Here is a 21837-nt window from a genome sequence, read left to right on the forward strand (position 1 = left end):
ACATGGTATTGAATTCCCATAACTCCGATTTTAATGTTTGCCAGGCTTACATATAATATTCAGTATTAGAACCTAAATAGCCGTAGGCGCATATAGAAACATAAATTAATGAATAAGTTTTTATCTTCTGGAGCTACATATTCATAAAATATTGTAATTTTAAAATCGATAGATTGATTTATAAAAATGCCATGACAGATTATGAATAAACTTGCAAATGAAAATAGCCCATACCTGCTGGAACATTCAAATAATCCTGTTGACTGGAATCCATGGTCTGATGAAGCCTTTAACCTGGCTAAAAAAGAGGATAAGCCTGTATTTCTCAGTATAGGTTATTCCAGCTGCCACTGGTGCCATGTTATGGAGCAGGAGAGCTTCACTGACCCTGAAGTCGCTAAAAGGATGAACAGTACATTTGTATGCATAAAGGTCGACCGGGAGGAAATGCCCGATGTGGATAGCCTCTATATGACATTTAGCCAGGTAATGACAGGGACAGGCGGATGGCCACTGAATGTGATACTCACTCCTGATAGAAAACCAATTTTTGCATTTACCTATATACCGAGGGTTTCCAGAAATAACATGATAGGCATAATGGAATTAGCAGAAAATATTGACTATCTGTGGAAGAATAAGAGGGGCGAAATGGAAAAAAATGGCGATGAAGCCATATCAAGGTTAAGGAACATGGAGAGGAAAGAAGAAAACAATTCTCCTGTGGATTATAAAAAAGCCATAGAAGCTACCTATGAGTCACTTAAAAGAAATTATGACAGTGAATACGGAGGATTCGGGAACGCACCGAAGTTTCCTTCATTCCATAATATTATTTTCCTGCTGAACTATTATAAAGCACATGGAAAAGAGGAAGCCCTGGAAATGGTGAAACATTCACTGCGCATGATGTATATAGGGGGCATGTATGACCATGTTGGAGGTGGATTCCATAGATATTCAACCGATCCATTCTTCCGAATCCCGCACTTCGAAAAGATGACATATGACCAGGCAATGGCAATAATTGCATATTCATATGCATATGATGTTACCGGTGATACTTTCTACAAAAATGTTGTCTATGAAATATATAAATTCCTGAAACAGGAAATGTTTTCAAGGGGATTTTATACAGCTATGGATGCGGATTCTGAAGGCCAGGAAGGAAAGTATTATACATGGACATATGAAGAGCTGGTAGAAAATGCAGGAAAGAAATTTGTTTATGACTTCAATATACTGCCAGAAGGCAATTTCTACGATGCAAATTCCCGCCAGACAGGGCGAAATATACTGTATATGGGCAGGGATATACAGGGTGATCCAACAACACTCTATAAAAACGAGCTTGAAGCATTGAAGAAAAGCAGGGAAAAAAGGATAAAACCATTAACAGATGATAAAATTCTAACCGATATAAACGGCCTTGTGATAAAAGCACTTTCCATAGCTTCCATGATTTTTAATGATAAAGACATGCTCAACACTGCTGAAGGGTCAGCCGATTTTATCATGAACGATATGTATACAGATAAAAAGCTGATGCACTCCTACCGGAATGGAAAATCATCTATTAATGGCATGCTTGATGACTATTCATTTATGGTTTCTGGCCTCCTATCATTATACGAAGCATCCTTAAATGACATATATCTTGACTATGCCCGCGATCTCCAGAAAACAATTATGGATACATTTTATGATAAAACCTCTGGTGGTTTCTATAACGGCATGGGAAACCTGCTTGTAAGGCTTAAGGAATCCTATGACAATGCCATACCATCCGGTTTTTCCTTTGAGATCGGCAACATGATTGTTTTTAACTATATTGATGATAAATATAGGGTGGAACTGGAGAAATCAATCAATGCCGTATCAAAGGACATAGAAATGCAACCCATGTTCTTTACATATACAATTTCGAATTTCTTTAATATGGTTGATTTCTATAAGGTTTCTACTTCATCTCCAGAAGTTATGGAATACCTGCAACAGCACTATCCCTATAACTACTTCTTCCTGAAAGACGGCAGTAATGAAATCTCCGTATGCGATACCAATAAATGTTATATCGTTAAGAATATGGATGAACTGAAAAAGCTAATCAAGTGTTAAATAGCCTGTAGTAATATGAAATATTATGAAATGTATCCTATGCGGTGAAAATGAGGCGTATAAACTTGGACTATGCAGGAGTTGCCTTTCCGATAAAATCCACCTTAAATCAGATAATATGGACCTTACTGTGTGCCCTAAATGTGGTGCAGTGAGGCTTAATAAAAAATGGCATTACGACAATGCTGATAAATACATAATTAAAAGTGCCACTTCACATGTAATTATGGATAAGGAAGATAAGATATCCAGTGTAACATCATACAATATAGGTGAAAATGAGATATCCATGGAGTTAGTAGTGGAAGACAGGAATCTCGGTGACGTGGAGAAGGAAATATCTATAAACCTTAAAACTTATAAGGAAAGCTGCCCGGTTTGCAACAAGGTTACAGGATCCTATTACGAATCTGTGATACAGTTAAGGACTTATACAACTGCATACGGGAAGATACTTGAAGAGGCAAAGGATACGATAGTTAAATTTATGAAAAACCTCAACAAACACGATCCAAACTCCTTTATCTCCAGAATTGACACATTAAAAGAAGGTCTTGATATATACCTCGGTAAAAAAGAGGATGCTGTAAAGATTGACAAGCTGATGGAACTTGATTATTTTTGCAATATGAAAATAACAAAATCACTTGCCGGGCGAAAGGATAGCAAAGACCTATTCCGGTACACTCATCTTGTACGTATACTGGACCTTCAGAAAGGTTCTGTGGTATATAATAAAGCATATTATATGGTCAAGAATATCAAGCCAAATACAATAGAGCTTCTGGATATACACAATGGCAGTACTTTAACAGTAAGTTCAAAGGAATTCTTCCGGGCTACATACAGAATAGTAATGAAAGAACCGGAAGCAACTAAATTTATAGTTTTATCGAGTACAGATAATGAATCACAGCTTATGAATTCCAGAACATTTGAAATTATTACATTCCGCAGCCCTTTTAAGCAGAAAGAAGTAAACCTCTACAAATACGAAGGCGTATTCTATCCCCTGTGAAAAACATTTTAAAGCTCTTGCGATACGCTTCCATGGAAATAAAATCAGAATGGGGGCACTTAAACAGGGTTATAATGCACAGGCCAGGAACAGAAATAACATATGCAATGCTGGCACCTAAACCATTTTTATTTGAGCGACCGTTTAACTATTCCATTGCAAATAAAGAACACCAGAATCTTGAAGATACTCTGAGGGAAAATGGTGTAAAAGTTGACCTTCTTGAAAATTTAATCGTTGACGAAGCAGAAAAAAAAGCGTCATTCCGCCAAAAACTGGAAGAAAAAATAATGGCGCTGGTAAATTTTTACGGTACAATGGAATCAGTAGAGGAGGCAAAAAAAGACATGGAAAAGAATATAAAATATGTTGACCCGCTTTCCCTGTTCCAGGCATTGATAATGGAGCCATCAATAGACCTTAAAGAGTACGTTCCCGGAATACAGTATCCAAGGGTTTATTCCAACCTCCCACTTGCCAATCTTTATTTCATGCGTGACCAGCAGGCTGTATCATCCGGAGTACTTTTAGGAAAAATGAAAATGCAGCAGAGGAGAAAAGAAACTGATATCACATCATTCGTATTCAGTGAAATCCTTGGGGCGAAAACCAAAAAAATTACAGAGGGGTATTTTGAAGGTGGGGATTTCATACCCTGTGGGGATTTTTGCCTAATAGGTACGGGAAACAGGACAGATGAAACAGGTGCAATGGAAGCAATCAATTCAGGAATTTTCAATTTTCCCACGGTAGCAATTATCACCAATCCTTTATACGATTTTATGGACGGGCATGATGTAATGGTCAATATGCATCTGGATACTTATTTCAATATACCTGCAAAGGGAATGGCTATCACATCCGTTGAGCTTGCCAGGGTAGCCCGGGCAAAGATATATACAAGGGATAGGGAAGGGCATTATGCACAGGAAACAGAAACAACGCTTTATGATTTCCTGAAAGGGGAAGGCTATGAATTTATTAATCTTGGTATAAGTGAGCAGCTTTCATACTCTTCCAATTTTTTGACGCTGTCTGATAGGAAAATAGTGGCAATTGACTCTTCAAAAGTAATAAAAAAGCTCCTTGCAGAGAATGTTTTTGACACTGATACACGCCAGAAAATAATAAAAGATATGGAATTGAAAAGTGGAAAAATGTTCCCGGACAGCGATGCAATGGCAAAAAGCGGGATAGATGTGATAAAAATAGACCTAAGTGAAATAACAGGCGGCTATGGCGGAGCCCATTGCATGACCTCAGCAATTGATAGAACATAATTTTAATTTATAATTTTATGGCTTCAATTCCGGGAAATGTATCTATTCCTGCAATAATGTTTATCCCATATTTAGAAAACATTATAAATTTATAAGCAATAAAGTATTTCACTAGTAGATTAAGCTCAATTAATAAGAGGGATTTAATGGCAGATAGAAGAAGGTCAACTACAAAGGATAAATGGAAGGAGAAATCGTGGTACACAATCGTCGCTCCATCATATTTTGGAGAAAAGGAAATCGGGTTAAGCCCCAGTGCTGACCCTAAGTATATGATAAATAGGACTATAGCGGTTCCTGTATCAACTTTTACCGGAAATTTTAAGAAAGCTAGCTCTATGGTTTTATTCCAGATAGACAACTGTGAAGGCAAAAGATGCACTACTAAATTCATAGGGCACGAAGTCAGCGATGATACGATAAGAAGAATGGTAAGGAGAAGGAGAGAAAGGCTTGACATAGTCACAGATGTAAAAACCAGTGATCTTTACAACGTGGCAGTTAAGCTGGTTCTTGTTGCTGACCAGAAACTTACAGGTACAAAGAGGTCTGAAATCAGGTCTACAGCAGTAGATTATATACTTAACAAGGCTAAGGAAATGGATCTAGGGACATTTGCAAATTATGTCATAGGAGATGCTGTCTACGGTGATTTTGTCAATTCATTGAAGGATGTTTATCCTATTAAAAAAATAGAAGTAAGGAAAACCGAGATTGGAAAGCGCGATGAAGTACCGGATAAGGAACAGGAACCTGTAGAAGCTGTTCCAAATTGATATTTTCATAAGCCGGGGTGGCTCAGTTGGTAGAGCGTCGGACTCATAAGTGAAAAACTGAGATATCCGAAGGCCTCGGGTTCAATCCCCGACCCCGGCATGTTAATAAAAATTGAATTCGTTTTCTATAATAACATTAAAAAATTTCTGGACATGAAATAGTTTGAATAATATATTTGTACTTTTAAAATCCAGATGCATTGTTAAATTACCATAGTTTTGCGATTTAATTGTTTATTGTATCCGGTTATTATCCTTTCAAGAAATTCATTTTCTGTTTTATTCGGCCTTGGTGTCAATAATACATAAAATTTTCGTGGTTTTATAGCACTTCTGTGCAGATATTCATAGGGAACTAGCTGTAATCATTATACGGGAGAAAAATGTGTTAATCTGCTATTTTAGTTAAATTAAAAATTTGTAGTTAAAAAAATATTATTCAATTGGATTAAAAAATATCTGGAGGATTATTTGGACCCTCCCTTTCTCAACATTATTGCTACTGCTGTACCAATAACTGCCAGTGCCACAACAATACCGACTATTATGTATATGTCTGTGTTTGAAATGGATGTTGAAACTTTTGAGAATTTAGCAGTCTCAGAAGTTGAATGCCCACTTACAGTGAAAGTTCCCTTGACTGCATGATATGCACTGTCCGTTGAGCTAGCAGTGTACGCGTAAGATCCATTCAACAGGCTCACCGTGTAGGTTGTTCCTGTCAATGGCCCTGATGAAGCCATGGAGGTTATGTTCAGATACCAGGTTGTTCCAGATGGCAATCCCGTTTCCTTGAATGTTACCGGATACACTATGAGCACGGCTGTAACCAACACGGTTATGTTATTTCCATTAACTGTTTCAGTTCCCGTAGATGGAGTGGCACTGTAGTCAGCTGGAACTATTATAGAGAATGGATACGATGCATTTGTCATAGTAAAATTGACAGATGATGAGATGGTTGTTGTGGTTATCCCATCCAGTGTAACACCCCATTGTGTTCCAGATGCAAGCCCTGATTCATTGAATGCCACGGTGTAGGTAGCCTGATTTGGTGCTGCAAATGTAATTCCCTGGTATGCAATTTCCCCGTTAACTATTATACTTCCGGTTGATGGAAATATCTTGTCAGCAGTGCTGGAAGCAACTGAGAAGGCATAGGTGCCATTTGGTTCAGAGAACGAGATAGTAGGAACGGTAGATGATAGTAATACGCCATTCAGTGTGACATTCCATTGTGTTCCAGATGGCAGCCCTGCTTCTGTAAATGTAACTCCATACATCGCAGCAGTTATGGACTGTGGCTCGAGAGGTGCAGTTATTGTATCAGACTGAAGGGTAACGGCGGTTTGAGCCAGTGCGAGTCCGGTCATGCTGGAACCGGTAGCAATTGTAATTGCTGTCTGTGAAAGTATTGTTCCATAAAATGTTGCACCTGTTCCTATTGTCGCTCCGCTTGCAACCTGCCAGAATATGTTCTGGGGCTGTGCTCCACCACTTAGAATAATATGTGCTCCGTTACCGAATGTAAGTCCGCCTGATATCTGGAAAATCCAGACTGAGCTTGAGTTCCCGGTGAGTGTTATACTTGTTGATATGGATACTCCAGTTCCCCATTTATATAATCCAGGTACAAGTGTCATACCGTTTAAATCCCCTGCTCCGAGGTTTACATAATTTGGATTGGTTCTTCCAGCTGCATTAGTATACGCTGTCTGCATATCGCCCACAGCAGTTGTTAGTGTTGAAGGAGTAGGCGATGCATATGTGGCTGCGTATACATTTCCGGTAACCATTGAGGACGTGGAAAACTGCCCTGATGAATTCATTGTTAATGATAAACCTGTTATGTAAGTGCTACTCGCGGGGCTAACACCTATGTTACCTACAATAGAAGTTGTTCCTGTGTTAGATATTCCAGTTTTTGCCAGAATTGCGTAATTGCCTGCTGTCCCGAGGTTCACTGGAGATATAGATACAGGGGCCAGTTTTGTAAATGATACGTTAACTGTAATTGCTGCTCCGTTGACAGTTACCGGGCTTGCAGGCGACACTGATTTCACACTAAATCCTGATACGTTCCCGATTGTGTAGGAATATATGTTATTTACTTCTGAGAAAACGATTGAGCTTGATGTCGATGTTCTTGATGTGCCATTCAATACTACGTTCCATTGTGTTCCTGATGTCAATCCTGTTTCATTGAATGAAACATTGTATGAACCGGATAAAAAAGGTGCTGCAGAAACGCCTGAATTGCCAGAATTTTGTGACTGACCCAGGAATAGCATACTTGATGACAAAATTAGTATAATTGATATAAGAATAACCAGAGTTATTTTTATTGTATGTTTTTTATACATATTACTATAATATATACATCTATATAAATGCAATAGGCTGGTTTTTTATACAGTTAGCTTAAATAACGGGGTGTATTGCCCATAAAAACACTCAATTAAAATGGTTAGGCATTACATTGGAGACGATATCTTTTGCTAATCCCTACATAACTTTTTAATCAAGAATTAGTATTAAAAAACGGAACAAAACATGGTAAAAACACTCAATGAAATGTTTTAGTGGTAGTTTATTTACAGGTACCTGTAAATTAAAATAAGCTTTTCTGGTGCTATTATAACAGATAAATTTCACGGGCAACGTAGAAGATGGACTATGAATAGGAATACCTATATTTTATATTAACTGTATCATTTCATCCTTATATTGCAAAAAGCGGATCTGAAGTATTCAAATATGGAGATAATTTTCTGTTTTTTAAGTTAAGTAAACCTTTGCAGGAATGCGATTGCCGGGATTTGGACCCGGGTTAGTGGCTTGGGAAGCCACTGTGATACCAGGCTACACCACAATCGCTCCAGTGTGTATTGTTTAACAATATATAAATTTATAATATTTTAATCTGCCTTCTTCTAGCCAGGTCTACCACAGCAAGCCCCATAGAAGTTGGCTCATAGTTTTTGTCCATTAACCCCATGTCGTATAACTTTGCGCATTTTTCACGGTTTTCTTTTCTTAGCCGTTTTAATACCAGGAGTTTCAGGCATTCTACCTGCAAATATTTTATATATTCCTTTTCTGTCATATCCTTGAGGATGTAATGCCCTTTATTTGTTAATTCATAATAGGTATGGTGTTTATGCACTTCATTTGTTTTCTTCAGTTTAGCCTGAGTTCTCTTTACCGATGAACCGCTATACTTTTCCAGCAATTCCATAGAATAAAGCCTTTCTATATATATCTCAACATTTTCCTGTGGTATGCTGGTATAAATCTTTACATTTTTTGCATAATCAAGTTTTGCCAGCTGGAAATGCTCCAGAACCATAAGCATCTGATGGTCCATTGCCAGTTTTTTCTTAATCTCTGCATCCTCCATATATTTTTTATAATGTTATCATAATATAAAAATTAAATCGTTACAGGATACGTGTTATCAATACTCATTGTATAGGTATCGAAGCAAACATTAAACTACATCCTAGTGATTTCAATCTGGTGTTTATATGGAAAATTTAGATCCGTTTGATATTGCGCTGGAACAGCTTAACAAGGCTGCTAAAGTTATGAAGCTTGATAAGGCAAGCATCGATGTTTTGAGTTCTCCCAGGGAGATCCTTCAGGTGAGCATACCTGTGAAGATGGATAATGGAACAACTGAAGTTTTTACCGGGTTCAGGGTACATTATAATAATGCCAGGGGGCCTATGAAAGGAGGAATCAGATATTATATTAAAGAAAACCTTTCTGAAGTAAAGGCTCTATCAGCATGGATGACATGGAAAACAGCACTTCTCGGGCTTCCATTCGGTGGTGCAAAGGGTGGTATAATATGCGACCCGAAGAAAATGAGCAAGATGGAACTGGAAAGATTGAGCAGAGGGTATATCGATGCCATAGCAAACTTCATCGGCCCTGAAATAGATGTTCCGGCTCCAGATGTTTATACAACACCCCAGATAATGGGCTGGATGATGGATGAGTACGAAAAAATAGTCAGGCATTCAGCTCCAGGAGTTATCACAGGAAAACCATTGACAATAGGCGGGTCTCTTGGAAGAGGAGATGCCACAGCCAAAGGTGGAATGTATGTATTAAGAGAAGGTGCAAAATACAAGGGCATAGACCTTACAAAGGCAAAATTTGCCGTGCAGGGTTTCGGAAATGCAGGCCAGTTTGCTGTTAAATTCGTAAAGGAAATGTTTGGCGCAAAGGTTGTTGCAGTTTCTGACTCAAGTGGCGGAATTTACAAGGAAAGTGGCATAGACTATGCAGAACTTCTTGCACATAAAGAAAAACACGGATCAGTAGAAAACTTCCCCGGGTCAAAGAACATATCAAATGAAGAATTATTAGAATCTGATGTTGATGTATTGATACCCTCAGCAATAGAAGACCAGCTAACCGGCGCGAATGCATCGAAAGTAAAGGCAAAAATCGTGCTGGAACTTGCAAATGGGCCATCAACACCGGAAGCTGATGAAATATTCTACAAAAACAATGTGTTGCTGTTACCTGATTTCCTATCCAATGCAGGTGGTGTCACAGTATCATATTTCGAATGGGTTCAGAATATAACCGGAGACTACTGGACAGAGGATGTTGTATACAGCAAGCTGGATGAGAAGATGACATTTGCAACAAAAGATGTACTGGCAACCCATGAAAAATACCAGACTGACCCCAGGACAGCTGCATATATAATAGCCATACAGAGAGTACTCGACGCTATGAAAGCCAGAGGACTCTTAAACTAATTTTTTATTTTTGTTTTTTCAAAAAGAATATTTATAACATACTAATCAATGTCATGATTATATGACTAGAATGAACATTTCTGTAAAGAATCTCAGGGACGTAGTAGATATGCTCGGTACCGTTGTAACTGAAGCTAAATTTAAAATAGGCCAGCAGGGCATATCTGTAAATGCTGTGGACCCTGCACATGTAGCCATGGTTTCACTGGAAATTCCGAAGGGCATTCTCCTGGAATATGATGTGGAAAGTGAGGAGGAATTATCACTTGACCTTGAAAAGGTAAAAGGTATTTTAAAACTTGCATCGGGCAATGATTCCTTCATAATAACAAAAGATAAGGAAAAATTAAGATTTGAGATAGGCAATATAATTAAAAGCATATCACTTCTTGACAATAGCCAGATAAGTACACCAAGAGTTCCGCAAATTGTTGCAGAGGATTATATTGTAATAAACAAAGGAGACCTTGAAAAGGGGTTAAAGGCTGCTGAAGATGTATCGGATGCCATAAGGTTTACAATGAACCCTGATAGCTTTTCCGCCAAATCAATGTCAGATGCAGATGAGAGTGAAATGATATTGCCCGGTGACAAGCTGAAAGAAATACAGTGCCACGAGTCTATAAAATCATCGTATCCCCTGGAATACCTCCTGAAGTTTATGAGATCAATATCTCCAAATGAGGAAGTAAAACTTTCCTTCAAAAGTGATTATCCACTTACAATTGAATTCAATCTAGGTTCAGAATCGGCGGACAGAATAAAAGGAAGATTTTTGCTTGCCCCAAGAATGGAATCATAAAGCGGGCACGAGGGGATTTGGACCCCTGATTTACAGCTTAGGAGGCTGTTGCCCTATCCATGCTAGGCCACGTGCCCATTTCATAGGTAATTAAACAAAAGCATTTAATTTTTTTTAATTGTCATGATGAAATAAATATTTTCATATCCTGATTTTCGAACTTTCTGGAATAACATCAGGATAATTATCCGGTATTGTTATTTTTACAAATTAAAACATTAAGTTTCATTGAAGCCGCAGCAAATCTTAATGGGAAAGACCTTCTGCAATCTATGACCCATGAAACGCACAAATATCAATAATTTCCGGGCAGTTAGAAAAGAATAATAATATTCTGAATCATAATATTAAATAAAGCCCGTTGAATGCATCGTTATCCATTTCAGCATAGGAATTTTTTTAAGGCTAAATACTATATACACATTATAATGACAGATAATAATGGATTTTTAAGGTTAAAGTGGGCAAGAGACCATATGCCAGTTTGTGCTAATATACGTGAAAGATTTCTTAAGGAAAAACCATTCAAGGGAATAAAAATTGCGATGGCACTGCATGTGGAAGCGAAAACAGGGATATTTGCACTTTTGCTTACAGAAGGTGGTGCTGAAGTCCGTTTAGCCTCATGCAATCCCCTCAGTTCAGATGACAGTGTTGTCCAATCATTAAGCAAAGATTATAATTATATGGTTTATGCTAAAAAGGGAGAATCTGAAAAAGAATACTATGAAAATATTAATAAAACTATTGAAGCTGCACCTGATATTATCATAGATGATGGTGGAGACCTTACAAACCTTGTTGCCTCAAAACCGGAACTGGTAAAAAAAGTGATTGGTGGCAATGAAGAGACAACTACCGGTGTGGTAAGGCTTAAGGCTATGGAAAAAGCAGGAGCTTTAAAATTCCCAATGTTTGACGTCAATGATGCGCAGATGAAACACTTTTTCGACAACAGATACGGTTCAGGGCAAAGTGCACTGGATGGATTTATGAATGCAACAAATATCCTCATAGCAGGAAAAAATGCACTTGTAGCCGGATATGGGTATGTAGGCAAGGGAGTAGCCATGAGGTTAAAGGGCATGGGTGCGAGGGTTACTGTAACAGAAGTGGACCCTGTGAAAGCAATTGAAGCTGTTATGGATGGATTTACAGTAGATACAATGAACAGCGCTATAAGATACTGTGATCTCATATTCACAGCTACGGGCATGAAAAATGTGGTGAGCTATGATGATATGCTGGTTGCAAAGAAAGGCATAATAATGGGAAATGTAGGGCATTTTAACAATGAAATAGATTACTCCTCACTTGAAAAGAAAAATATAGGAAAAACACCTGTGAGAAATCTTGTTACAGAATATAAACTTGAAAATGGCAATACAGTGAATTTAATATCTGATGGAAGATTGCTTAACCTTGCAGCAGGGCAGGGGCATCCAGTTGAAATTATGGATTTAAGCTTTGCACTTCAGGCTCTGACAGCTGAATATATTGTGAAAAATAAGGGAAAACTATCAAACAAAGTTTATCCTGTGCCGGCGGAAATAGATACAGAGGTTGCAAAAATAGCACTGGAATCACTTAATTTTAAAATAGATACATACACAGAGGAGCAGCTAAAATACCTGGATAGCTATCAGGAAGGTACATAAATTTTTATATAATTTACTTATCAATAGCCATGAAAATAGCGTCCGTAACTATAGATAATAAAAACCATCTTGCACTGTACAGAGAAGGAAAGTTAGCACTTCTGGATGATTATGGCATAAAGGCAACATCAGTTGCCGAACTTTCACATGATGATTTTGCAAAATTAAAAGATATAAACAGGTTTCAAGATTATACATTTTCATATAATTCTATTATTGATCAGAAATCAAGTCTGTTATGCATTGGCCTTAACTATAAAAGCCATGTATCGGAGCACGCTGGAGGGAAAATACCTGAAACGCCAGTGGTATTCTCAAAAGCAAATAATGCATTTACCGGAAATCATTCTATTGTTCAAACAGGGAATGGAATGCATATGGATTATGAGGGAGAACTCTGCGTAATGATCGGAAAAACAGCCAGGAATGTTGGCGAAGCAAATGCCCTTAACTATGTGCTGGGTTATTTCATAGGCAACGATGTCAGTTCACGGCTAATGCAGTACAAAACAACGCAGTTCTTCCTTGGCAAGAGCTTTGATAATTTTTATCCCAATGGGCCATATATTTCAATAGGAGAAATAAACGACCCGCAGAACTTAACAATTCAAACAAGAGTAAACGGTGAGTTGAGGCAGGATTCAAATACAGGGCTTATGATATTCCCTGTAAATAAGCTGATAAGCTATATTTCACAATTTATGACCCTGAGACCAGGAGACTGCATTTCTACGGGAACACCGGCCGGAGTAATAATGGGAATGCCTGAATCTAACCAAAAATGGCTTGGAAAGGGCGATAAGGTGGAAGTTCAGATTACTGGATTGGGGAAACTGGAAACTACATTTGAATAAGATGCAGTATACACTTATACTTAAGCCATCTTTGAGTGCGAGGCGTAAAATTACCGCAAAGAAAAAGCGCCTGGAGAAATTATATGGCTATACAGGGTCACTGAGCAACAAGGGTGTACATATAACAATGGCATATCTAAGAAACTCCAGATTTCTTGATGTAAACCCCATAATAACACTTTGTGGAAAAACAGCACCATTTACATATGAGATGGGGGAAGTTGGTTATTTCGAAAAGGTCAGGAAGGGAAAAATTTCCTATATTGTTTTTTTAAATGTAATACCATCCCCGGAAATGTACGAATTCCATGAAGGACTTATAAAAGCACTGGGGGATAATACCACAGAAGCCGGGAAATTCATTCCCCACATTACACTTATCAGAAAAAATGTAAACGAAAATAATCTTAATGAAATAGTAAAATTCTGTGAAAACTTAAAAATTGACTGTAAATTTTTATCCACCTATTTGATTCTTGGAAAGCGTTCATCAGAATATTCCCGGTGGCATTTTGAGCACATTGATTTCCACAAAATTTAAAAGGAATTTACAATAACAACCTATGAAAAAAATTATTCTCATAATAATGGATGGGTTAGGAGACCGACCCAATAAGGAACTGGATGGCCTGACAGCACTTCAGGCGGCTAACAGGCCGAATTTAAATTATTTATCTTCACATGGAACTACCGGGTTGATGTCTCCTGTAGCATCAGGCATCAGAGCCGGTTCGGATACTTCCCACCTCTCAATTCTGGGATATGACCCCAATAAATATTACACTGGCCGTGGGCCATTTGAAGCCCTTGGTGTTGGATTGGAATTGAAACCGGGAGATATAGCATTCAGGGCAAATTATGCATCAATTATAGATGGAAAAATTGTTGACAGGCGTGCAGGAAGAATCCAGAACACTGCAGAACTTTCCAGCGCACTTGAAACAGAAATAGATGGGGTAAAATTCATCGTAAAATCCGGGGTTGAGCACAGGGCAGCAGTAGTTATGAGGGGCCCGAACCTCTCCGATAAAGTTTCAGAAACCGATCCCCATTCAGTAGATTCTTCACCAATGGATACAGAACCGCTCGCACCGGAAGCTAATTTTACATCGGCAGTAATAAATAAATTTCTGGAAAGGTCAAGAAAAATACTTGCTAGCCATCCATTAAACCGGAAATTAATATCCGAAGGCAAACTGCCTGCAAATGAAATTATGCTCAGGGGAGTAGGAAAAATGCCGGCTATACCATCATTCCACGAAAAATATGGCATGAAAGCTGCATGCATCTCCGGGACTCCATTGATCAGGGGAATTGCGGGGCTTGCAGGTTTTGATGTATTAAGTGTTGAGGGAATGAACGGGAGGGTCGACACAAACTATGAAAATATCATTTCTTCTGCTATTAAATCTCTGGAAAAATACGATTTTATACTTATTAACTTCAAGGGAACAGACATAGCCGGACATGACAGGAAACCACGGCTCAAGAAGCAGGTGATAGAAAGCGTTGATTCTGTGATAGCTCCTTTGCTTAAACTGTTGCAGGATACACTGATCGTTGTGACCGGAGACCATTCCACTCCATGTTCCTTCGGCGACCATACCGGCGACCCTGTACCTATAATGTTTGCCACTGATGGAATTATAAATGACAACGTAAGATCCTTTGATGAGCTAAGTGTTTCAGATGGCTATTACAAAATAACCAGTGAAGATATAATGCCTATAATAATGTCATATTCGGACAGGTCAGAAAAGTATGGTGCATAGGATTTTTAGGAAATGCTAATTAACCTGTCATTTTTCTCTATATCATACTGTCCCAGTTCATGGCTTAGATAGGATTCCGGAAAGGCTTTCCTTGCATCTTTTAAAAGTATATCAAGGTCGTTGTACCTGGAACTGTAGTGAAAGAGAAATAATTTTTTAACACCGCCTTTCAGGGCAATCTCTGCCGCCTGCCTTGCAGATGAATGGCCGTATTCATTCACCATGGGCTCCATGGAAGAATCCATGGTGGTGTCGTGTATGAGTACATCTGCATTTTTAGCAAATTCTGGCATTTCTGGAACTGGCCTGGTATCTCCGGTATATACAACCTTCCTGCCCTTCTTTATCCCCATTGCCACATCATTTAGCAGGTACTCTTTTCCATTTAATTCAACCTTTCCGTTTTTTCTCAACTCCTCAAGCCTGTATACTGGAAATCCAATTTCATCAACTTTTTTTCTATCGATTTTTGTCAGGTCTTTTTCTTCCAGTGAATATGAAATAGAGGGGACTGTATGGTTATTAGCCAGTGTCCTGATAGTAAATTTGCCGAGATTATAGGAAGTGCCAGGAATAACCTCATACACATTTATATTATAGCTAATTCTTCCATAGCCAAGGGTTATAGCATTGCGTATAAAGTTGACCGCACCTACCGGCCCAAATATGTTTATGTCTTCTGTCCTGCCCATGAATGAGAGAGAATTCAGAAGCCCGGGCAATCCAAGAAAATGGTCGGCGTGAAAATGAGATATAAATATGTTTGAAAGGGACATGAAGGAAACTCCGCTCTTCATAAATTGTTTCTGTGTGCCCTCTCCACAGTCGAACAGATTCAGGATATCATCAACCTGAATAGCAACTGCCGGCAAACTTCTCCCCGGTTTTGGCATTGACCCCCCAGTACCGAGAAAAGTTATTCTAATATTTGAAGCCATATTCATGTATTACCGGATAATATATTATTTTTGATAAATTAATTATACAGAATAGGCATTTAACATTATGATAAATCAGGAGATTGAAATAAAAGGCAGGAAATACCAGTATATCAATGAAAAGATCGGCAAAAAGGCACCGCTTATAATTGTAAAGGGTGAAAACGGATACATAATGTGCGGGTATCTTAACATAGATGCAGCCAATTCTCTGGGAGATGTTGCTGTCCGTGTATCAGGTGTAAACGACATAAATGACGTTTTAAATACCTCCGTAAATGCATGCACTGATAAGGCAAAGGAACTGGGAATAAAGCCGGGTGATAGCATTATGGATATTGTTCAGAAATTATAGAAATCCGGTAAACTGGTAATCCTTATATACTAGATTACAATATATAATTATGACAGAAGAAAATAAAGAAAATGAAACAACTGAAGATGAGAATGTTGTAAGAAAAACCATATCAATTAAGGGCGTTAGTGCAGACCTGTACAGAAGAATCCAGAAAATATCCAATGATACGGGAAAAACAATAGGGCAGGTAACCGATGACGCATATAAATCGTTTATGGGCACTGTTGAAAATGCAAAGCATCTATCAGATGGCTTTATGAAAGGAATGAAAGAAGGATCATCCCAGTTTATAGAGAACATAAAAGAACTTGAAATCACAGGAAATGACCTTAAAGAAATAGGAAGAAAAATTATATTCAAGAACATAGAAAGCCTTACCTTCAAAGATATTGACAACGAAACATTTGATAAATACGTCAATGCTATTATAATGGTAAAAACCGTTACAATTCCCAAGGGGCTCAGCAAAGCCAAGATTCTCCTGAAGGGCAATTTTATAGATAAGATAGTACAATAATTTTTTTGTTTCCTACCCTATAATTTTTCCTCTTTATAAAAAAATGCACTTTCCACATCTGAAATTACTGCATCATACTTATTTTTGTTTGTTTCAATATAATTATACACATCCATATGGAGCGGCAACCAGTATTTTTCAATATATTCCGGATTTACTGACTGGATAAATTTATTTTTCACCCTATATATACTATCGGTAACTTCTGAATTAACGGTTTCAGGGCTCTTCCAGTACCCTTTCAAATAAGAATTAATGACCGTTTCTATTATGTCTACAATGTTTTTCTTTGTAACCTCTTCCGCATTATGGGTCTCTAAGGAATACCTGGTTAATAATTCATTATATTTATCATAATCAATTTCCGGGAAAAAAACATTGAATGAATTTTCAAGCAATTTTATTTCCCTGAATTCATCCTGTTTCATATTATAATTATGCCGGGATGTGTATGTAATTATTAGATTTTTTACTTTCAGTTCACCCAGATATGTGATCAGGTCTTCATATCCATATCCAATGGTATTTTCGTGCATTTTGCCTAGAGTAGAAATTATTATCATAGTTATATGTATTTCATGGTTGCATTTAAAACTAATTTAAATTGGCCATATGTAAATAATAGGTAGCTGAAAATTTATCTATACGGGTTAGATGAATACCGGGCAACAATTACATTCAAGATACGGTATACAGCAGTGGAAAAAAGATATTGCAATTCAGAAAGTTTAGAAAGTAAATACAACACATTACAGTAGATGTTTTCTAAAGTCCCTTATAAAAGGCTACAGGTATAGAATGTACCCTGATTCTACTGGCAATTATATAACACAATTGCTCTACGTTCTAGATTTACCGAAACACCGGTTAATGGGGGTATACCTCAATAAAAAGGGGAAGTATGGAATAAAATTCCCTGCTGCATTTATGGAAATTCTGTATCTTTTATCATTAAAAATTATTCATATGGATGAAAGATAAGTATTTATACATTTAATTATTGTTATAATTGATAAATATGTCAGTGTTAGGAAAAAATACAGAGGCCGGGTTAAAAGAACTTTTAACAGCCAACGCAGAGGATCATATGAGACTGAATGCCGCATCGAACTACTTTGAAAAAATAGGTGATCTGGAAACAGCCAGAGAATTGAAAGACAAAGCCAATGTAGAACTGGGGCATTTCAATGCAATATTCGCTACACTTGTAAAATATGAAGGGCTCAAAGGTCTGGTAAACGACATGGCAAAGGAAGAAACTGAACAGCATGTATCAGAATATACAAACGTTGCCAACGCTGCAAAGGCTGAAGGGCATGATGACATTGAAGCAATGTTATGTGCATTCTCCGAGCAGGAAAAAGGCATAGCTGAAACTTTGAAAAGAACAAGAAATGCTTTTTAAGCATTTTTTATTAATCAATATCTTTTTTTATAATATGGATAAAGTTTGTTGATTTTTTCATCTCTTTTATAAATTCCATTGTGCTTTCATTGATACTATTGTCCAGTGATTCCATATCAAAATATTTGAGCCTCAAAGCATCCGATCCAGCGTGTTCTATCCCTTTTACGGGCCTGCATTTATAATCCAGGATAATATAATGAAAATCCTTTCTAATTATCTCCGAGATGCCCAGAAGGTTTTCTACTTCAACAGTTAATCCGGTTTCTTCAAGCATTTCCCTTTTTAGCCCCTCTTCAATGGTTTCATTTAACTCCAGCTTCCCACCCGGTATCGCCCATTTGTATCTATCAGGTTCGTCCCTCCTTTTCCCCAGCAGTATCTTATTTCCAAGTGTTATTACTCCGCCAACAGCAACTTTCGGATACGTTTTCATATCTTTCTAATTCTAACGGAATATTTTTATTTATTTATCTTTTCATTGTTGCTTCCTGGAAGAGGGGCTTCTATGGTTCCTATATCTTCTATGCTCTTCCCTCTTTTTTTAGCAAAGTGTGCCACGAATATTCCTATTAAGGCAATAAGAATAACTGTGGCTGTTGTAGCCAGGCTGTATGGAAATACAGGAGGTATAACACTGAAATACACCCCGAATACCAGCACTATCAGAGATGTGATAGGCAATATTATATGTAAACCAATATTTAATTCATGTAGTTTATGATATAGAAATGGCAAAGCGAAATCGCTCATTATATGACCGGCAAAAAGTGCCAGGCTTGCAATTGTGATCAGTATTATGTAACCATAAAAAGGCCCATAGACCAGCCCTACAATAACACTTACAACTATACTGGATATTCCCATAAAAGCAATTGCGTTTGAAGGAGTTTTGTACTTTGGATGAATTTTGACAAACCATGGCGGCATTACGCCATCCCTGGAAAATGAGTAAGATATCCTGCCAAGGACATTCAGTGGAGATACCATGGATACAAAAACACTGTTGAATAGCAGGATAACAATCACTACTAAAAATGGAAATCCAAGAAACTTATCCGATAGTATTAGCCCGGGAATTAATTCAGTAGCGAAGTTCCCCATTTTTGTAGGTCCCCATCCTATGGTAAATGCATATGCAACAAGTAAAAACAGTGCTCCTGTTATAACAAAACTCACTGCCATGGCCTTCTTAATATTTGTTCTTGGCATCTTTGCCTCTTCCCCTATGTAAACGGCCCCGGAAGCACCTGTCATTAGAAACGTTCCGAGGACTACTCCCTCAAAAAGAGGTGATATCCCTCCGGACAATTCTGGAAGAAAAACGGCACCAGTGTTTTTCGGCCCTGAAATTATTATGATTGCTGCACTTAAAATTATAAGTATTGCTATCTCCAGCAATGAACCAAATAGGGCATACTTCACTGACGGTTTAATTCCTATATAAGGCAATACAGTAAAAATCAATACAAATACAATTAAAATTGGAATCCAGAGATATTTCGATACTGTGATACCAAAAAAGTCTGAAAAAATAGCAGGAATTAAAACTCCCGAAAAGAATAGAGTAGTGTTAGCAAGGATCGCATACTCAAACATTAAATATATGAGCCCATCAAAAAGTCCATATTTTGGGCCTATAGCTTTTCTAGTAAAAGTATAGAACCCGCCTGCACTGGCAATTTTAGTGGAATACTGGTAGGGGGTATTTACCCAGATAAGCCCGCTTATCACTGCTATAAGTATAGCCAGTGGCAGTGCACCTTTAGCGTATAATGCAGCTCCTGTAAGGGAAGTTACAACTGAAGCAAGGGGTGCTGTAAATGCAATTGTTTGCCCGACAAGGGGCCAGAAACCTACTGATCCACGCATCAAACCTGTTTTTACCATTATTATTACCTCGATATCAATATAATGTTATTTAATAAAAGTATTTCTACTATTAGCTATAATTTTTGTTTTAGCTTTAATATTAATATATATTACGTAGTAATATAAAGTAAAAATATGTATTAGAATTAAACTTCATATAGATATTTCCATTTATACCATAAGGTTATGTTATGTTTTCATGTATTTAAGTATTCCACATTAACCTGTTTTTATTCCGGGCATACCTGTTAAATATCCTGCTGTATTCCGATAAAAATTAGGAACCCGTACGGCAACAATTATAAGAAATTAAAACGTGAAATTATCTGACTAATTTCTAAGTAGCCATATTTCTCCACCCACTATAATGTTTAAATATTCTTTATTAATAGTTGCCTAAATGAGCGAAACTGATGAAATACTGGACTATCTTAATGTTAAATCCGTTGATGGCTTATTCAGTGATATCCCGGACAGATTAAAGGTATCCCTGGATCTGGGAAAACCTATGGATGAGTTTTCTACAATAAGAGCCATAGAAGATACGGGGAGAAAGAATAAAGCAGGAAATATGAATTTCCTGGGCAATGGCATATATGATAGATTTGTGCCACCACTTGTTGATGAGATAATAGGCAGAAATGAATTTTTAACATCATATACTCCATACCAACCTGAAATATCACAGGGAATTCTTCATTCTCTATTTGAATACCAGAGCATAATATCAGACCTTACAGAGATGGATATAACAAATTCTTCCATGTATGACGGTTTTACATCCCTGGCAGAGGCCGTGAGAATGGCATACCGTATCAATGGAAAAAGCGAAGTTTTAATCCCAGAAAATATATATAAATCACAATTGAGCATAATAAAGAACTACACGGAAGGGCTTAATTTAAAAATTATAACATATGGATTCGGAACAGATGGGCTGCTGGATCTTGAGGACCTGAAGTCAAAAGTAACATCTGATACTTCTGCAATCATTGTAGAGAACCCGAATGTTTTCGGGCTTATAGATGAAAATGCGTTTCATGTCAGTGAAATCAAGAAAGATTCTATCCTGATAACATACTATGATCCTGTATCACTCGGATTTATTATACCTCCTGGAGAATACGGTACAGATATAGCTGTGGCTGAGGGGCAACAGCTGGGAATCCATATGAATTATGGAGGGCCTCTACTCGGGCTGTTTTCATTTAAAAAAGAATATGTGCACAGGTCTCCTGGAAGGTTAATTGGACTGTCAAAAGACTCTGAGGGAAAGAAAGCATTTGTTATGACTCTCCAGGCCAGGGAGCAGCATATAAGGCGTTCAAGGGCTATGAGCAATATATGCTCAAACCAGGCCCTTCTGGCTGTAGCATCACTTGCATACCTGTCCATCATGGGTTCCGAAGGGCTAAGAAAAATAGCGTTGATAACAATGAATAAGAGCAGGAAACTTAAAAATAATATGAAATCTGCAGGGATTAAGCCTGTATTTGACGGGATAAATTTTTCAGATAACCTGTTTTATTTTGACCGGCTGGAGATTCTTGAAAGCAACAACATATCAGGTGGAATAAGGCTATCTTCCATATCAGAATATAATGGATACGGAAATGCATCGTTTTTTTCAGTTACAGAAAAGACAGGCGACGAAAATATAGAGAAACTGGCAAAAATACTGGGTGATTAAA

General features: G+C 37.6%; 20 protein-coding genes and 3 tRNA genes. 15 read left to right on the forward strand and 8 right to left on the reverse strand.

What is annotated here, in order from left to right:
* Positions 1-201 precede the first annotated feature (201 nt).
* The 5 genes from FACI_RS07200 to FACI_RS07220 all read left to right on the forward strand — a co-directional run bounded on the left by FACI_RS07200 (position 202) and on the right by FACI_RS07220 (position 5292).
* Positions 202-2118, forward strand: coding sequence for a thioredoxin domain-containing protein (locus FACI_RS07200; RefSeq protein ID WP_009887482.1), 1917 nt, complete (start codon positions 202-204; stop codon positions 2116-2118).
* 25 nt (positions 2119-2143) lie between these two features.
* The gene (locus tag FACI_RS07205) at positions 2144-3136 is read left to right on the forward strand and encodes a 60S ribosomal export protein NMD3 (RefSeq protein ID WP_009887483.1); all 993 of its coding nucleotides are present in this window, start codon (positions 2144-2146) and stop codon (positions 3134-3136) included.
* The gene (locus tag FACI_RS07210; protein ID WP_238553348.1) at positions 3133-4416 is read left to right on the forward strand and encodes an arginine deiminase family protein; all 1284 of its coding nucleotides are present in this window, start codon (positions 3133-3135) and stop codon (positions 4414-4416) included. Before FACI_RS07205 ends, FACI_RS07210 begins: the two co-directional genes overlap by 4 nt.
* Positions 4417-4562: 146 nt before the next feature.
* Positions 4563-5192: a 30S ribosomal protein S3ae gene (locus FACI_RS07215; protein WP_009887485.1), complete on the forward strand. Its 630-nt coding sequence runs from the start codon at positions 4563-4565 to the stop codon at positions 5190-5192.
* An 11-nt stretch (positions 5193-5203) separates the two neighbouring features.
* Positions 5204-5292: transfer RNA gene (locus tag FACI_RS07220), tRNA-Met, on the forward strand.
* A gap of 367 nt (positions 5293-5659) precedes the next feature.
* Here FACI_RS07220 and FACI_RS09840 read toward each other — a convergent pair.
* The 3 genes from FACI_RS09840 to FACI_RS07235 all read right to left on the reverse strand — a co-directional run bounded on the left by FACI_RS09840 (position 5660) and on the right by FACI_RS07235 (position 8592).
* A complete protein-coding gene (locus tag FACI_RS09840; protein ID WP_009887486.1) occupies positions 5660-7555 on the reverse strand; it encodes an ice-binding family protein in 1896 nt (631 codons plus the stop codon).
* A gap of 441 nt (positions 7556-7996) precedes the next feature.
* Positions 7997-8069: transfer RNA gene (locus tag FACI_RS07230), tRNA-Gly, on the reverse strand.
* Positions 8070-8100: 31 nt separating this feature from the next.
* Positions 8101-8592, reverse strand: a complete 492-nt coding sequence (locus tag FACI_RS07235; protein WP_009887487.1) for a DUF2250 domain-containing protein — start codon at positions 8590-8592, stop codon at positions 8101-8103.
* A 127-nt stretch (positions 8593-8719) separates the two neighbouring features.
* Here FACI_RS07235 and FACI_RS07240 point away from each other — a divergent pair, with 127 nt between their 5' ends.
* Both FACI_RS07240 and FACI_RS07245 read left to right on the forward strand, forming a co-directional pair.
* On the forward strand, positions 8720-9970 hold the full coding sequence (locus FACI_RS07240; protein ID WP_009887488.1) for a Glu/Leu/Phe/Val family dehydrogenase: 1251 nt from the start codon (positions 8720-8722) through the stop codon (positions 9968-9970).
* A gap of 61 nt (positions 9971-10031) precedes the next feature.
* Positions 10032-10772, forward strand: a complete 741-nt coding sequence (locus FACI_RS07245; protein WP_019841680.1) for a DNA polymerase sliding clamp — start codon at positions 10032-10034, stop codon at positions 10770-10772.
* Between the two features lie 2 nt (positions 10773-10774).
* On the opposite strand, the gene FACI_RS07250 is transcribed toward FACI_RS07245, so the two are convergent.
* Positions 10775-10849: transfer RNA gene (locus FACI_RS07250), tRNA-Arg, on the reverse strand.
* 288 nt (positions 10850-11137) lie between these two features.
* On the opposite strand from FACI_RS07250, the gene FACI_RS07255 reads away from it, so the two are divergent.
* From FACI_RS07255 to FACI_RS07270, 4 genes are read left to right on the forward strand one after another with little or no spacing between them, the layout of a single operon-like run.
* On the forward strand, positions 11138-12430 hold the full coding sequence (locus FACI_RS07255; protein WP_019841681.1) for an adenosylhomocysteinase: 1293 nt from the start codon (positions 11138-11140) through the stop codon (positions 12428-12430).
* A 29-nt stretch (positions 12431-12459) separates the two neighbouring features.
* Complete coding sequence (locus tag FACI_RS07260) at positions 12460-13284, forward strand: fumarylacetoacetate hydrolase family protein (RefSeq protein WP_009887491.1); 825 nt, start codon at positions 12460-12462, stop codon at positions 13282-13284.
* Position 13285: 1 nt separating this feature from the next.
* Complete coding sequence (locus FACI_RS07265) at positions 13286-13825, forward strand: 2'-5' RNA ligase family protein (RefSeq protein ID WP_019841682.1); 540 nt, start codon at positions 13286-13288, stop codon at positions 13823-13825.
* 22 nt (positions 13826-13847) lie between these two features.
* Complete coding sequence (locus FACI_RS07270) at positions 13848-15056, forward strand: 2,3-bisphosphoglycerate-independent phosphoglycerate mutase (RefSeq protein WP_009887493.1); 1209 nt, start codon at positions 13848-13850, stop codon at positions 15054-15056.
* A gap of 5 nt (positions 15057-15061) precedes the next feature.
* On the opposite strand, the gene rnz is transcribed toward FACI_RS07270, so the two are convergent.
* Positions 15062-15994, reverse strand: a complete 933-nt coding sequence (gene rnz / locus FACI_RS07275; protein ID WP_048074212.1) for a ribonuclease Z — start codon at positions 15992-15994, stop codon at positions 15062-15064.
* Between the two features lie 67 nt (positions 15995-16061).
* On the opposite strand from rnz, the gene FACI_RS07280 reads away from it, so the two are divergent.
* Both FACI_RS07280 and FACI_RS07285 read left to right on the forward strand, forming a co-directional pair.
* Complete coding sequence (locus tag FACI_RS07280; RefSeq protein WP_009887495.1) at positions 16062-16349, forward strand: YunC family protein; 288 nt, start codon at positions 16062-16064, stop codon at positions 16347-16349.
* Between the two features lie 49 nt (positions 16350-16398).
* Positions 16399-16869, forward strand: coding sequence for a hypothetical protein (locus FACI_RS07285; RefSeq protein ID WP_009887496.1), 471 nt, complete (start codon positions 16399-16401; stop codon positions 16867-16869).
* A 17-nt stretch (positions 16870-16886) separates the two neighbouring features.
* Here the strand turns inward: FACI_RS07285 and FACI_RS07290 are convergent, their stop codons facing one another.
* Positions 16887-17432, reverse strand: coding sequence for a hypothetical protein (locus tag FACI_RS07290; RefSeq protein WP_009887497.1), 546 nt, complete (start codon positions 17430-17432; stop codon positions 16887-16889).
* A gap of 455 nt (positions 17433-17887) precedes the next feature.
* On the opposite strand from FACI_RS07290, the gene FACI_RS07300 reads away from it, so the two are divergent.
* On the forward strand, positions 17888-18274 hold the full coding sequence (locus FACI_RS07300) for a hypothetical protein (protein ID WP_009887499.1): 387 nt from the start codon (positions 17888-17890) through the stop codon (positions 18272-18274).
* 10 nt (positions 18275-18284) lie between these two features.
* Here the strand turns inward: FACI_RS07300 and FACI_RS07305 are convergent, their stop codons facing one another.
* Positions 18285-18710, reverse strand: a complete 426-nt coding sequence (locus FACI_RS07305) for an NUDIX hydrolase (protein ID WP_009887500.1) — start codon at positions 18708-18710, stop codon at positions 18285-18287.
* Between the two features lie 26 nt (positions 18711-18736).
* Entirely contained in the window at positions 18737-20164 is a 1428-nt protein-coding gene (locus tag FACI_RS07310; protein ID WP_009887501.1) for an APC family permease, read from the reverse strand.
* Positions 20165-20546: 382 nt separating this feature from the next.
* On the opposite strand from FACI_RS07310, the gene gcvPA reads away from it, so the two are divergent.
* Complete coding sequence (gene gcvPA / locus FACI_RS07315) at positions 20547-21836, forward strand: aminomethyl-transferring glycine dehydrogenase subunit GcvPA (protein WP_009887502.1); 1290 nt, start codon at positions 20547-20549, stop codon at positions 21834-21836.
* The last annotated feature ends 1 nt before the right edge of the window (position 21837 follow it).

It is taken from the genome of Ferroplasma acidarmanus Fer1, from assembly GCF_000152265.2.
GTDB classification, from domain to species: domain Archaea; phylum Thermoplasmatota; class Thermoplasmata; order Thermoplasmatales; family Thermoplasmataceae; genus Ferroplasma; species Ferroplasma acidiphilum.

What these genes read in the sequence shown, in the direction of transcription:
- FACI_RS07200 (WP_009887482.1), top strand. Translation starts at nt 202, where the DNA reads ATGAATAAACTTGCAAATGAAAATAGCCCATACCTGCTGGAACATTCA.
- FACI_RS07205 (WP_009887483.1), top strand. Translation starts at nt 2,144, where the DNA reads ATGAAATGTATCCTATGCGGTGAAAATGAGGCGTATAAACTTGGACTA.
- FACI_RS07215 (WP_009887485.1), top strand. Translation starts at nt 4,563, where the DNA reads ATGGCAGATAGAAGAAGGTCAACTACAAAGGATAAATGGAAGGAGAAA.
- FACI_RS09840 (WP_009887486.1), bottom strand. Translation starts at nt 7,555, where the DNA reads ATGTATAAAAAACATACAATAAAAATAACTCTGGTTATTCTTATATCA.
- FACI_RS07235 (WP_009887487.1), bottom strand. Translation starts at nt 8,592, where the DNA reads ATGGAGGATGCAGAGATTAAGAAAAAACTGGCAATGGACCATCAGATG.
- FACI_RS07240 (WP_009887488.1), top strand. Translation starts at nt 8,720, where the DNA reads ATGGAAAATTTAGATCCGTTTGATATTGCGCTGGAACAGCTTAACAAG.
- FACI_RS07245 (WP_019841680.1), top strand. Translation starts at nt 10,032, where the DNA reads ATGACTAGAATGAACATTTCTGTAAAGAATCTCAGGGACGTAGTAGAT.
- FACI_RS07255 (WP_019841681.1), top strand. Translation starts at nt 11,138, where the DNA reads ATGCATCGTTATCCATTTCAGCATAGGAATTTTTTTAAGGCTAAATAC.
- FACI_RS07260 (WP_009887491.1), top strand. Translation starts at nt 12,460, where the DNA reads ATGAAAATAGCGTCCGTAACTATAGATAATAAAAACCATCTTGCACTG.
- FACI_RS07265 (WP_019841682.1), top strand. Translation starts at nt 13,286, where the DNA reads ATGCAGTATACACTTATACTTAAGCCATCTTTGAGTGCGAGGCGTAAA.
- FACI_RS07270 (WP_009887493.1), top strand. Translation starts at nt 13,848, where the DNA reads ATGAAAAAAATTATTCTCATAATAATGGATGGGTTAGGAGACCGACCC.
- rnz (WP_048074212.1), bottom strand. Translation starts at nt 15,994, where the DNA reads ATGGCTTCAAATATTAGAATAACTTTTCTCGGTACTGGGGGGTCAATG.
- FACI_RS07280 (WP_009887495.1), top strand. Translation starts at nt 16,062, where the DNA reads ATGATAAATCAGGAGATTGAAATAAAAGGCAGGAAATACCAGTATATC.
- FACI_RS07285 (WP_009887496.1), top strand. Translation starts at nt 16,399, where the DNA reads ATGACAGAAGAAAATAAAGAAAATGAAACAACTGAAGATGAGAATGTT.
- FACI_RS07290 (WP_009887497.1), bottom strand. Translation starts at nt 17,432, where the DNA reads ATGATAATAATTTCTACTCTAGGCAAAATGCACGAAAATACCATTGGA.
- FACI_RS07300 (WP_009887499.1), top strand. Translation starts at nt 17,888, where the DNA reads ATGTCAGTGTTAGGAAAAAATACAGAGGCCGGGTTAAAAGAACTTTTA.
- FACI_RS07305 (WP_009887500.1), bottom strand. Translation starts at nt 18,710, where the DNA reads ATGAAAACGTATCCGAAAGTTGCTGTTGGCGGAGTAATAACACTTGGA.
- FACI_RS07310 (WP_009887501.1), bottom strand. Translation starts at nt 20,164, where the DNA reads ATGGTAAAAACAGGTTTGATGCGTGGATCAGTAGGTTTCTGGCCCCTT.
- gcvPA (WP_009887502.1), top strand. Translation starts at nt 20,547, where the DNA reads ATGAGCGAAACTGATGAAATACTGGACTATCTTAATGTTAAATCCGTT.